We start from the raw sequence: 12377 nt of genomic DNA, 5'->3' as shown, positions 1-12377 counted from the left end.
ACGTAGACTTCGTCGCTGTCCCCCCGGATGTTCATCGGGGGGTCTGGGGGTCGCTCCCCAGAAAATCGCAGCATCGGAGGCATCCCCCGTGACCAAGCCGCCCTTCACGCACCTCCACGTCCACACCCAGTACTCCCTGCTGGACGGTGCCGCGCGGCTGAAGGACATGTTCAACGCGTGCAACGAGATGGGCATGACCCATATCGCCATGTCCGACCACGGAAACCTCCACGGCGCGTACGACTTCTTCCACAGTGCCAAGAAGGCGGGCGTGACGCCGATCATCGGCATCGAGGCGTACGTGGCGCCCGAGTCCCGCCGCAACAAGCGGAAGATCCAGTGGGGCCAGCCGCACCAGAAGCGGGACGACGTCTCCGGTTCCGGCGGTTACACCCACAAGACCATCTGGGCGGCCAACGCGACGGGCCTGCACAACCTCTTCAAGCTGTCCTCCGACGCGTACGCCGAGGGCTGGCTCCAGAAGTGGCCCCGGATGGACAAGGAGACCATCTCCCAGTGGTCGGAGGGCCTGATCGCCTCCACCGGCTGCCCCTCCGGCGAGCTGCAGACCCGGCTGCGCCTCGGCCAGTTCGACGAGGCCCTGAAGTCCGCCTCCGAGTACCAGGACATCTTCGGCAAGGACCGCTACTTCCTGGAGCTGATGGACCACGGCATCGAGATCGAGCGCCGGGTCCGCGACGGACTCCTGGAGATCGGCAAGAAGCTCGGCATCCCGCCGCTGGTCACCAACGACTCGCACTACACCTACGCGCACGAGGCCACCGCCCACGACGCCCTGCTGTGCATCCAGACCGGCAAGAACCTCTCGGACCCGGACCGCTTCAAGTTCGACGGCACCGGCTACTACCTGAAGTCCACGGACGAGATGTACGCCGTCGACTCCTCCGACGCCTGGCAGGAGGGCTGCCGCAACACCCTCCTCGTCGCGGAGCAGGTCAACACCGACGGCATGTTCGAGGCCAAGAACCTCATGCCGAAGTTCGACATCCCCGAGGGCTACACCGAGGTCACCTGGTTCCGCGCGGAGACCATGCGGGGCATGGAGCGGCGCTTCCCCGGCGGCATCCCCGAGGACCGCATGAAGCAGGTCGAGTACGAGATGGACACCATCATCTCGATGGGCTTCCCGGGCTACTTCCTCGTCGTCGCCGACTTCATCATGTGGGCCAAGAGCCAGGGCATCGCCGTGGGCCCCGGCCGAGGCTCCGCGGCCGGCTCGATCGTCGCGTACGCCATGGGCATCACCGACCTCGACCCCATCCCGCACGGTCTGATCTTCGAGCGCTTCCTCAACCCCGAGCGCATCTCGATGCCCGATGTCGACATCGACTTCGACGAGCGCAGGCGCGTCGAGGTGATCCGGTACGTGACCGAGAAGTACGGCGCCGACAAGGTCGCCATGATCGGCACCTACGGCAAGATCAAGGCCAAGAACGCGATCAAGGACTCCGCCCGCGTCCTCGGCTACCCCTACGCGATGGGCGACCGGCTCACCAAGGCCATGCCCGCCGACGTCCTCGGCAAGGGCATCGACCTCGACGGCATCACCAACCCCAGCCACCCGCGCTACAGCGAGGCCGGCGAGATCCGGGGGATGTACGAGAACGAGCCGGACGTCAAGAAGGTCATCGACACCGCCAAGGGCGTCGAGGGCCTGGTCCGGCAGATGGGCGTGCACGCCGCCGGCGTCATCATGTCCAGCGAGCCGATCGTCGACCACGCCCCGATCTGGGTGCGGCACACCGACGGCGTCACCATCACGCAGTGGGACTACCCGCAGTGCGAGTCGCTCGGCCTGCTGAAGATGGACTTCCTCGGCCTGCGCAACCTGACCATCATGGACGACGCCGTCAAGATGGTGAAGGCCAACAAGGGCATCGACCTCGACCTGCTCGCCCTGCCGCTGGACGACCCGAAGACCTTCGAGCTGCTCCAGCGCGGTGACACCCTCGGCGTCTTCCAGTTCGACGGCGGCCCCATGCGGTCCCTGCTGCGCCTGATGAAGCCCGACAACTTCGAAGACATCTCCGCCGTGTCCGCGCTCTACCGCCCGGGCCCGATGGGCATGAACTCGCACACGAACTACGCGCTGCGCAAGAACGGGCAGCAGGAGATCACCCCGATCCACAAGGAGCTGGAGGAGCCCCTCCAGGAGGTCCTGGCGGTCACCTACGGCCTGATCGTCTACCAGGAGCAGGTGCAGAAGGCCGCGCAGATCATCGCCGGCTACTCGCTCGGCGAGGCCGACATCCTCCGCCGCGTCATGGGCAAGAAGAAGCCCGACGAGCTGGCGAAGAACTTCACCATCTTCCAGGCCGGCGCCCAGAAGAACGGCTACAGCGACGAGGCCATCCAGGCCCTCTGGGACGTCCTGGTCCCCTTCGCCGGCTACGCCTTCAACAAGGCGCACTCCGCCGCGTACGGCCTGGTCTCCTACTGGACCGCCTACCTCAAGGCGAACTACCCCGCCGAGTACATGGCGGGCCTGCTCACCTCGGTCAAGGACGACAAGGACAAGTCCGCCGTCTATCTGAACGAGTGCCGCCGCATGGGCATCAAGGTGCTCCCGCCGAACGTCAACGAGTCCGAGGCGAACTTCGCCGCCCAGGGCGACGACGTGATCCTCTTCGGCCTCACCGCCGTCCGCAACGTCGGCTCCAACGTCGTCGAGTCGATCATCAAGACCCGCAAGAGCAAGGGGAAGTACAGCTCCTTCCCCGACTTCCTCGACAAGGTCGAGGCAGTGGTCTGCAACAAGCGCACCATCGAGTCGCTGATCAAGGCCGGCGCCTTCGACACCATGGGCCACACCCGCAAGGGCCTGGTCGCGCAGCACGAACCCATGATCGACACCGTGGTGGCGGTCAAGCGCAAGGAGGCCGAGGGTCAGTTCGACCTCTTCGGCGGCATGGGCGAGGAGGACAGCAGCGAGCCCGGCTTCGGCCTGGACGTCGAGTTCTCCGACGTCGAGTGGGAGAAGGCCTATCTGCTCGCGCAGGAGCGCGAGATGCTCGGCCTCTACGTCTCCGACCACCCGCTCTTCGGTCTGGAGCACGTGCTGTCCGACAAGACCGACGCGGGCATCTCGCAGCTCACCGGCGGCGAGCACGCGGACGGCGCGGTCGTCACCATCGGCGGCATCATCTCCGGCCTCCAGCGGAAGATGACCAAGCAGGGCAACGCATGGGCCATCGCCACCGTCGAGGACCTGGCCGGGTCCATCGAGTGCATGTTCTTCCCGGCCACCTACCAGCTGGTCTCCACCCAGCTCGTCGAGGACGCGGTCGTCTTCGTCAAGGGCCGGCTCGACAAGCGCGAGGACGTGCCGCGCCTGGTCGCCATGGAGCTGATGGTCCCCGACCTGTCGAACGCGGGCAGCAACGCCCCGGTGATCCTCACCATCCCGACGGTCAAGGTGACCCCGCCGATGATCAGCCGGCTCGGCGAGATCCTCGGGCACCACAAGGGCAACACCGAGGTGCGGATCAAGCTCCAGGGCCCCCGCTCGACCACCGTGCTCCGGCTCGACCGGCACCGGGTCCAGCCCGACCCGGCGCTCTTCGGCGACCTGAAGGTGCTGCTCGGCCCGTCCTGCCTGGCCGGCTGACCTTCCTCGTACGCCACTCGCGTACGCCACCCGTAAGCGCTCGCACACGCCAAGGGGCGCGCCCGTCGTCACGGGCGCGCCCCTTCGCCGTACTGCCTACGGCTCGTCAGTGGCCTCAGTTGTGGCCGAAACGCTTCTGCCGGCCCTTGCGGGCCATGTCACCGGGGGTGACCTGGCTCATCCGCTGCTCCGTCTGCGCCTCCATCGACGAGCGCTCGGCCTGCTGCTGGCCGCGCTCTGCCTGGGAGCCGCGCTGCTGCTGACTGCGATCCTGCTTGCGATTCTTGGCCATGGTGATGATGCCTCCTCAAGGGGGTCTGGGGGCCAGGGCCGCTGTCAGCCTCACACGGGGGAGGAAAGCCCGCATTTTGGATCATTACCGACAGTGAGTGACGGTCGGGAGCGGTCTGGAGTGATATCCGCCACGCCGATGATCCAGTTCCGGACGTCAAGTCCACCCTGGTCGGGCAGACTCGAAGAAACCCGGAGCGCTTCCGATCCCGAGGTTTCCGGCAGGTTCGGCGAAAGAGGGTGGAACACGTGGACCGATGCGTCGTCCTGGTCGACGCCGGCTATCTGCTGGGCGCCGCCGCCAGCCTCCTCGCCGGCGAACCGGCCCGCTCCCGGATCACCGTCGACCACGCCGCGCTCATCCAGCAGCTGCGCGACCGCGCCGAGGCCGAGACCCAGCTGCCGCTGCTGCGGATCTACTGGTTCGACGGCGCGCCCGACCGGGTGCCCCAGCCCGAACACCGCAGGCTGCGCGTGATGCCCCGGGTCACCGTCCGGCTCGGCGCCCTGACCCGCAGCGACGGCCGCTGGGCCCAGAAGGGCGTCGACGCGGCCATGCACACCGAGCTCACCGAGCTCTCCCGCAACCGCGCCTGCTCCGACATCGTGCTCGTCACCGGCGACGGCGACCTGCTGCCCGGCCTCATGTCCGCCAAGGAACACGGCGTCGCCGTCCACCTCTGGGCCGTCCAGGCCGCCGACGGCGACTACAACCAGTCCGAGGACCTGGTCGCCGAGGCCGACGAACGGCGCGTCCTCGACCGCGCCTGGATCACCCGCGCCGTCCGCGCCAAGGACCTCAGCGGACTCTGCGCCCCGCCGCCCGCGCCGCGCCCCGAGATCGCCGCGATCCTCGCCGCGCCGCTGCCCGAGTCCGGCCTCGCCGCCTCCGCCGAACGGGCCGCCGCGGCCGCGCACCACGCCGCCGCCGCACCCGTCGCGCCCGCCGACGCCCCGGACCGCGGGCCGGCGCCCGGCGACGGCCAACCCGTCAACGGCGGCGTCCCGCAGCCCGCCGCCCGCGCCGTCCCCACCCCCAAGGACCTCGCCGCGCTCCGCGGCCCCAGCCTGCCGCCCCCGCCGCCGGCCTCCGCCACCCTGCGCTGGTCCTCCGACCGCGGCTGGATCGACCGCCCGGCCGCCCCCCTCGGCGAGCCCGCCGAGACCGCCTCCCTGCCCACCCTCGCCCAGCTCACCAGCGCCGAGCAGCGCTGGGCCGACCGCGAGGAGGACATCACCACCGTCGGCGGCGACCCCTACGAGGTCGGCCAGGTGTTCGCCCGCCGCTGGCTCGACCGGCTCCCCGAGTCCGGTCACGTCCCCAAGCTCGCCACCATGTACCCGCGCATCCCGCACCGCATCGACGGCGAACTCCTCCGCTACGCCGCCCGCTTCGGTCTGCTCGCCCACAAGGACGACCAGATCGACGAGCACGACCGCTATGCGATCCGGGCGGGATTCTGGCGCGAGATCGACGTCCACGCCGCCGCGCAACACGCCCCCGCGCCCGAGGAGAGCCGGGGGACCCCGTAGGCTCATCCCTCGTGAGTACGGTGTGCGTGGTGCGGGACCTGGTCAAGACGTACCCCGCCACACGCGGCAGACGCGGAGCGCCCGCGACCCCCGAGGTACGGGCCACCGACGGGATCAGCCTCGATGTGCGCGGCGGCGAGATCTTCGGTCTGCTCGGCCCCAACGGCGCCGGCAAGTCCACCCTGGTCCGCCAGCTCACCGGCCTCATGCGCCCCGACTCCGGCACCGTACGGATGCTCGGCCACGACCTGGTCCGCCACCCCGAACGGGCCGCCCGGCTGCTCGCCTACCTCGGCCAGGAGTCCACCGCCCTCGACGAGCTGACCGTCGCCCTCGCCGCCGAGACCACCGGCCGGCTCCGCGGCCTCGGCGCCGCCGGGGCCCGCGCCGAGCGGGACGCCGTCCTCGCCGAACTCGGCCTCGACGAGATCGCCGGCCGCCCCCTGAAGAAGCTGTCCGGCGGACAGCGCCGGCTCGCCTGCGTCGCCGCCGCCCTCGTCGGCGAGCGGCCCGTGCTCGTCCTCGACGAGCCCACCACCGGCATGGACCCGGTCGCCCGCCGCGCCGTCTGGGCCGCCGTCGACCGGCGGCGCGCCGAGCGCGGCACCACCGTGCTGCTCGTCACCCACAACGTCATCGAGGCCGAGACCGTCCTCGACCGGGTCGCCGTGATCGACCGCGGCCGGGTCATCGCCTGCGACACCCCCGCCGGGCTCAAGGAACGCGTCGCCGGCGAGGTCCGGGTCGACCTGGTCTGGCGCGAGCGCGCGCCCCTCGACGTCCCCGAGGTCGCCGCCCTGCGCACCTCGGCGCAGGAGTCCGGGCGCCGCTGGGTGCTCCGGCTCGCCCCGGACGAGGCCCGCGCGGCGGTCGCCGCCGTCACCGGCGGCGCGGCCTTCGCGGCCCTGGACGACTTCACCCTGGCGACGCCGAGCCTGGAGGACGTGTACCTGGCGCTCGGCGGCGAGACGCGGGGACTGGTGAAGGCGTGAGTCACCGAAGCGCGAGCCACCGAAGCGCGAGTCACCGGGACGCGAGTCACCTGTCGGACGCCAGGAGCGGGACACGCAACGTCAGGAGCTGGACGAGTTGAGCACCCTGCCCGCCGAGGCCCTGACGGCCACGGCCCCGTCCCCGTCCGCGGCCGCCCCGGCGCACGACGAGGAGCCCGCCGCGGCCCCGCTCGCGCCGCGCGCCCGGCTGCTGCCCGCGCTCGCCGCGGTCTACAGGGCGCAGCTCAGCCGGGCCCGGGTGGCCCGGATCCCGCTGCTTTTCGTGGCGACCTTCCAGTCGGTCGGGATCATGGTCCTGATGCGCGGAGTGGTGGACGGCGGCTCGGAGGCCCGGGCCGTGGTGGCCGGCTCCGCCGTGCTCGTCGTGGCCTTCGTGGCGCTCAACCTGCTCGCCCAGTACTTCGGACAGCTCCGGGCCGGCGGCGGGCTCGACCACTACGCCACGCTGCCCGTGCCGCCCGCCGCCGTCGTGCTCGGCGCGGCCGGCGCGTACGCCTCCTTCACCGTGCCCGGCACCGTGGTCACCGCGGTGACCGGCTCGGTGCTGTTCGGGCTTCCGCTCGGCCACCTGTGGATCCTGGCGGCGGTGGTGCCGCTCTCCGGGGCCGCGCTGTCCGGGCTCGGCGCCGCCCTCGGCCTGCTCGCGCCCCGGCAGGAGCTCGCCACCCTGCTCGGGCAGCTCGGCATGTCGGCCGCGCTGCTGCTCGGCGTGCTGCCCGCCGACCGGCTGCCCGGCCCGATCGGCTGGGCCCGCGACCTGCTCCCCTCCACGTACGGCGTGGAGGCCCTGGCCCGTACCTTCGACCCCCACCCGGACTGGACCGCGGTCGCCCTGGACCTCGCGGTGTGCGGCGCGGTCGGCGTCGTCTCCCTCGCGGTGGCGACCTGGGCCTACCGCCGGGCCGCCGTGCGTTGATCTTCCGTGGACCGGTCCGCTGAGGCGGCGCACAGGGACACCTGGCACGATGGCGGGGTGACCGCACCTCTGACTCCGCCGCACCAGCCGCCGCCGCACGACCACCACCGGCCCGAGCCGCTGCCGGCGCTGCCCGCGCCCGACGGCGCCCCCGGCACGGCCACCGAGCTGCGGCAGTCCGCCGTGGTGGCCGGCGTGTCCGTGGTGGCCGGAGCCGTGCTCGGGCTGCTGTGGCTGTGGCTCGCGCCCCGGATCACGCTGTTCTCCGACGGCAAGGCGGTCTTCCTCAAGGACAGCGAGGGGGAGGCGGCGATCGGCACGGACGGAACGTTTGTCCTGATCGCCCTGGGCTTCGGCGCGCTCGCCGCGCTGCTCGTCTTCCTGATCCACCGGCACGGCGGGGTCGCCCTCGTCCTCGGTCTCGCCTTCGGCGGCGTGCTCGGCTCGCTGCTCGGCTGGGGCGTCGGCGTCTGGCTCGGGCCCGAGCGCGATGTGGTCGCACACGCCAAGGCGGTCGGCCCGGACGTCCCCTTCGACGCGCCGCTCGAACTCAACATGTGGGCCGCGGCGATGCTGGCCTGGCCGATCGCCGCGATGATCGTCCACCTCGCGCTGACCGCCCTGTTCGGCCCGCGCGACCCGGAGCCGGAGGACGGCCCGTGGCCGCCGGCCCCGAAGACCACCGCCTCGTAGGTACGCGCAGGTGTGCGAGAAGGGCCCGATCCGCGCGGATCGGGCCCTTTCGTGTTCCTGCGGTACGGCTCAGCCGCGGCCGATCGGGGCGAGCACCGCCGCGGTCAGCGCGGCCAGGTCCCGCGGGGACAGCTCGACCTCCAGACCGCGCCGCCCGGCCGAGATGCAGATCGTCTCGTGCGCCGAGGCCGAGTCGTCCAGGACCGTGCGCAGCCGCTTGCGCTGGCCGAGCGGCGAGATGCCGCCCCGGACGTAGCCGGTGGTGCGCTCGGCCGCCGCCGGGTCCGCCATCGCCGCGCGCTTGCCGCCGACGGCTGCCGCGAGGGCCTTCAGGTCGAGCTGCCCGGCGACCGGTACCACCGCGACCGTCAGCTCCCCGTCCACGTCCGCGACCAGCGTCTTGAACACCCGGTCGGGGGAGACGCCGAGGGCCTCCGCGGCCTCCTCGCCGTAGCTGGCCGCGGCCGGGTCGTGGTCGTAGGCGTGCAGCGTGTACGCCGTGCCGGCCGCCGCGAGCGCCACTGTCGCCGGGGTCCCGCCGCTGTTCTTCTTCTGCTTCTTCGCCACGGAGGGCTCTCCTCGCGAGAATCTAATTGGGGCTGGTCGGCGCGCGGGTCAGCTCCACCGCGGGCAGCGAGGGCAGATGGCGCAGCACCGCCGTCTCGGCGCGCAGCAGCGCCAGTTCCTCGCGCAGCCGGGTCGCGGTGTCCGGCGCCTGGAGCAGCCGCTGCTTGGCCGGGATGTCGAGCACGGCCGCCGCGGCGACCAGGTACGACACGACCGACGGGTCGTCGGGCAGCTCACTGGTGGTCAGCGAGCGCTCCCGGGCCCCGGCGAGCCGCTTCTGGTAGCTGCGGAAGGCACGGAGGACGCCCTCGGCGAGCGCGTCCGCCTCCTCGCCCCGCTCCTCCGGGATCTCCTCGGTCTCGGCGGTCAGGAAGGGACCGCTCGCGTCGACCGAGAGCAGCTTCACCCGGGTGGTGCCGGTGCACATCACCTCGAAGCCGCCGTCCGCGCGCTCCCGGATCGACGCCGCGTCGGCCACACAGCCGACCCGGTGGAAGGCCTGGATGGGGTCCGGGCCGAAACCGGCGGCGGGACCCTTCTCCGGGAGCGCCGTCTGGTCCGGCAGACCGGGCGCGGTCGGCGCGACCTCACGGCCGTCGCGGATCGCCACGACGGCGAAGCGCCGCGGTTCGGACTCGTCCGTGGTGAGCAGCTCGCGCATCAGGGCGCGGTAGCGCTCCTCGAAGACGTTCAGCGGCAGCACGAGACCCGGGAACAGCACCGTGTTCAGCGGGAAGAGGGGCAGGCGGGCGGTGGTCACAGCGGTCAAGCGTAATGGCCGCCGGGACCGCTCCGGCCGCCCCGGTCCGCATCGCCCGGCCCGGCCCCGTACGGCTCCGGCGGAGCGGCCCGCAGCGGGGTGCGCCGGGCCACCTCGCGGACGGTGCGGGAGCGTGCCTCCAGGAAGCCGCGCAGCGGGTCCTCGGCCACCAGCGACCAGGGGAAGGTGCTGGCGTGCGGCCCGATCCGGCCGAACTCGGCCAGCGCCTCGGTCCAGCGGCGGCGTTCCGCCAGGACGTGCACGAGCAGATTGCGCACCTCGCCCGGCCACAGGTCGCCCGCCGGGTACTCGGCGGACAGCGCGAGGGCCCGGTCGGCCGCCGCGTCGATCCGGTCGCCGTGCACCAGGTGCCCGGGGCCGGGCCCGGCGATCAGCTGCGCGAAGGCCGCCCGCACCGGCAGTGCCTGCACCAGCGAGCCGGGCAGCGCGTCCTCGGCGGCCTGCTCGGCGAAGTCGAAGCACTCGCGGTGCGAGCCGTACCACTGCGCCGACAGGTACTTCAGCGCGGCGACATGGCTGCCGTAGTGGTGCGGGGCGCGACGCACCGCCTGCTCCCACAGCGACTCGAAGACGGTGTGGGAGGCGTGCGTGCCGCGGGCGTGGTCCAGGGCGAGCCGCCACGGCACGGGGTCGTTCGGCGCGGCCTCTGCCGCCGCCTCGATCAGCGGGCCGAGCTCGCGCAGCCGTTCGGCCCTGGCCGGCGACTCCCAGGCCCGGCGGACCGCCAGCTGGGCCTTCACGAGCAGGGCGTCGGGGTCGTGCGGCGCGACCGCGAGCCAGTGCTCCAGCCAGCCGTCCCTGCGGTACGCGAAGGTGCTCAGCCGGGTCGTGTAGCGGTCCCGGTCCTCCCACTCGGCGGCGTCGCGGGTGGTGGCGAGCAGTTTGGCGGCCGGTTCCGGGTCGTCGAGGGCGGCGGCCACGAGGGCCGGCGCCAGGCGTCCGTCCGGCGGGTCGAGCAGCACGTCGTCGTCCGGCGGGAGCGCGGCTTGGAGCCGCGGGGTGTGCCGGACCAGACGGGAGGTGCCGATCAGGGCGCGGAGCAGTGACATCGTGCGAAACATTGAAAACCGCAGGTGAGAGACGCGCCAGTAGCGGACTGTGAAGCTTTGGTAGCGGCGGGAAGGTTGTATGGGCCTGGGTCAAGACAGCGTAAAGAAAGGGGTGGAAGGGTGCTCGCGCGACCCCTCCCGCAACCCCTCCCGCGACCTCTTTCCGGCGCCGCCCGACCGGCTGCCCCGGCCCCGCGCCGCGCCGCCTCAGCCCCGCCTCAGCCCCGCCTCAGCCCCGGCGCAACAGCCGGGAGGCCCCCGCCGCGACCGTCGTCGCAAGCACCCAGCCGAGCAGGATCAGCGCGGTCGACGCCCACTGCCAGAAGCCCGCCAGGCGCCAGTACCCCACCTGACCCAGGTCGATCACCGGAAGCAGCAGATCCAGGGCGTACAGCGAGGCGTTCCAGTGCGGCGCCTCGCCCGGCTTCAGCGGTACGGGCTCGTGCCGCGAGAACACGAAAGCGCCCGCCGCCCACAGCACCGCCATCCACAGCGCCGCCCGCCCCGGCCGGTATCCGTAGGCCACGGTCAGGTCCTGCACCCAGCCCCACAGCTTCCCGGCCACCGGCAGCGTCTCCCGGCGCCGCCGCTGCTTGGCGAGCAGCACCTCGCGCGCGTCCGCGTCCTCCCCGCTGTTGCGCAGCACGGTCGCCAGGCGCTCGTACGGCTCCGGCGCGTACTCCGGGGTGGCCGCCGCGACCCACTCCAGGCGCCGGGCCAGCGGGAAGTGCCCGTACGGCACCAGGTTCTCGTAGACGAAACCGCCCATCGCGAGGCCGCCCGGGCCCGGCCAGCTGCTGGACAGATCGATCAGCGTCACCACCTTCGCCCCGTTGAGCACCACCCGGCCCTCCTCGGGCCGCTCCCCGTTGAACCGCAGCTCCGGGGTGACGATCCGGCGCAGCGACAGCTCCTCGCGGCGCGAGCCGTCGAGCACGAAGCGGGCGTAGTGCAGATCGAGCGAGTCGCCGAAGCGCCCGTCGTCGAGCCGCACCCCGCCGTGGCACTCGAGCGGTTTGCGCCGGGCGCCCTGAGCCGGCGTCACCCCGTAGGGCGGGGTCGCCGTCGCGTTCCCCGAGGATTCGTAGACCCACGCCGCGTTCAGATAGAGCGTGCGCTCCACCGTCAGCTGCGGCGCGTTCAGCGCGCGGCGCTGCTGCGCCCCGCGCAGCACACTGCCCCGCAGGCTCAGCGACACGCCGACCTTCGCGCCGCGCAGACTCACCTCCCCGTGCGTCTCGATCAGCTCGGCCTGGAGGTCCTGGGCCACCACCATGCCGTCCGCCGTGATCGCCCGGCCGCGCCGGTCCGGCCACACCCGGATCTGGTTGATCAGCAGATCCGTGCCGATCTGGGCGTCCGTCAGCCGGATGCCCCGCTCCACCCGGCAGCGCGGCAGATGCAGATCGCCCGCCGTGTGCAGCCGCGCCGCCTCCAGACGGGGTATCGCGCACTCCACCATCCGCAGCGTCCCGACGTGCGCCTCCGGCAGCACCACCTCGCCGTCGAACCGGCAGCCGGTCAGCTCCACGTACGGCCCTATCGTGCCGCCGGCCAGATTGAGCACCCCGGTGATCCGCGCCCCGCGCAGCTTCAGCGCCGCGACCCGCCCGGACACCGCCGGCGGCCCGTCGAGCAGCAGCAACTGCACGATCTCCGCCCGCACACTGCGCTGCGCGCCCCACACCGTCCGCGCCGCGAACGGATCGTCCCGCCCGGCGACCCCCTCCCTCAGATCGCACATCGCGCCCACCCGGAACGCCCTCCACATGACCCGCTCGGGCCGGGTCAGGCCCTCCGGCATCCCGTCGTCCTCGCGCGGCTCGGTCACTGCCGCCCCCTCGCTTCCCACGATTCCGCTTTCCCGGATTCGTACAGCCGTTCTTCCCGCTGAGTGACGGACTGA

10 protein-coding genes are annotated in these 12377 nt (G+C 72.4%); 5 read left to right on the top strand and 5 right to left on the bottom strand.

The annotated features are described in order from the left end of the window. The first annotated feature begins 88 nt into the window (after positions 1-88). Positions 89-3628 (top strand): DNA polymerase III subunit alpha, encoded by a 3540-nt coding sequence (dnaE, locus tag JAO84_RS08890; RefSeq protein ID WP_370411973.1) that lies wholly within the window; start codon positions 89-91, stop codon positions 3626-3628. A gap of 115 nt (positions 3629-3743) precedes the next feature. Here dnaE and JAO84_RS08885 read toward each other — a convergent pair whose 3' ends face one another. Next, positions 3744-3920, bottom strand: a complete 177-nt coding sequence (locus JAO84_RS08885) for a hypothetical protein (RefSeq protein ID WP_265861619.1) — start codon at positions 3918-3920, stop codon at positions 3744-3746. Between the two features lie 239 nt (positions 3921-4159). Here JAO84_RS08885 and JAO84_RS08880 point away from each other — a divergent pair, with 239 nt between their 5' ends. The 4 genes from JAO84_RS08880 to JAO84_RS08865 all read left to right on the top strand — a co-directional run bounded on the left by JAO84_RS08880 (position 4160) and on the right by JAO84_RS08865 (position 8074). Beyond that, positions 4160-5452 (top strand): NYN domain-containing protein, encoded by a 1293-nt coding sequence (locus JAO84_RS08880; RefSeq protein ID WP_370411971.1) that lies wholly within the window; start codon positions 4160-4162, stop codon positions 5450-5452. Positions 5453-5472: 20 nt separating this feature from the next. After that, entirely contained in the window at positions 5473-6444 is a 972-nt protein-coding gene (locus JAO84_RS08875; protein WP_265861904.1) for an ABC transporter ATP-binding protein, read from the top strand. A 121-nt stretch (positions 6445-6565) separates the two neighbouring features. Beyond that, positions 6566-7381 carry an ABC transporter permease gene (locus tag JAO84_RS08870; protein WP_370416693.1) on the top strand — a complete coding sequence of 272 codons (816 nt, stop codon included), beginning with the start codon at positions 6566-6568 and terminating at the stop codon, positions 7379-7381. Positions 7382-7438: 57 nt separating this feature from the next. Next, on the top strand, positions 7439-8074 hold the full coding sequence (locus tag JAO84_RS08865; protein WP_370411969.1) for a DUF2567 domain-containing protein: 636 nt from the start codon (positions 7439-7441) through the stop codon (positions 8072-8074). A 69-nt stretch (positions 8075-8143) separates the two neighbouring features. Here the strand turns inward: JAO84_RS08865 and ybaK are convergent, their stop codons facing one another. The 4 genes from ybaK to JAO84_RS08845 all read right to left on the bottom strand — a co-directional run bounded on the left by ybaK (position 8144) and on the right by JAO84_RS08845 (position 12302). Continuing rightward, positions 8144-8641: a Cys-tRNA(Pro) deacylase gene (gene ybaK / locus JAO84_RS08860; RefSeq protein WP_370411967.1), complete on the bottom strand. Its 498-nt coding sequence runs from the start codon at positions 8639-8641 to the stop codon at positions 8144-8146. 22 nt (positions 8642-8663) lie between these two features. Then, positions 8664-9401: an LON peptidase substrate-binding domain-containing protein gene (locus JAO84_RS08855; RefSeq protein ID WP_265861613.1), complete on the bottom strand. Its 738-nt coding sequence runs from the start codon at positions 9399-9401 to the stop codon at positions 8664-8666. Positions 9402-9406: 5 nt separating this feature from the next. Then, a complete protein-coding gene (locus JAO84_RS08850; protein ID WP_370411965.1) occupies positions 9407-10483 on the bottom strand; it encodes a hypothetical protein in 1077 nt (358 codons plus the stop codon). 217 nt (positions 10484-10700) lie between these two features. Beyond that, entirely contained in the window at positions 10701-12302 is a 1602-nt protein-coding gene (locus JAO84_RS08845; RefSeq protein WP_370411963.1) for an oxidoreductase, read from the bottom strand. Between the last annotated feature and the right edge of the window lie 75 nt (positions 12303-12377).

The sequence above is a fragment of the Streptomyces fradiae genome, from assembly GCF_041270065.1.
Classification (GTDB): domain Bacteria; phylum Actinomycetota; class Actinomycetes; order Streptomycetales; family Streptomycetaceae; genus Streptomyces.
The sequence above is the reverse complement of the archived record's forward strand: the minus strand, read 5'-3'. Positions and strand labels throughout refer to the sequence as shown.

What these genes read in the sequence shown, in the direction of transcription:
- JAO84_RS08885 (WP_265861619.1), bottom strand. Translation starts at nt 3,920, where the DNA reads ATGGCCAAGAATCGCAAGCAGGATCGCAGTCAGCAGCAGCGCGGCTCC.
- JAO84_RS08850 (WP_370411965.1), bottom strand. Translation starts at nt 10,483, where the DNA reads ATGTTTCGCACGATGTCACTGCTCCGCGCCCTGATCGGCACCTCCCGT.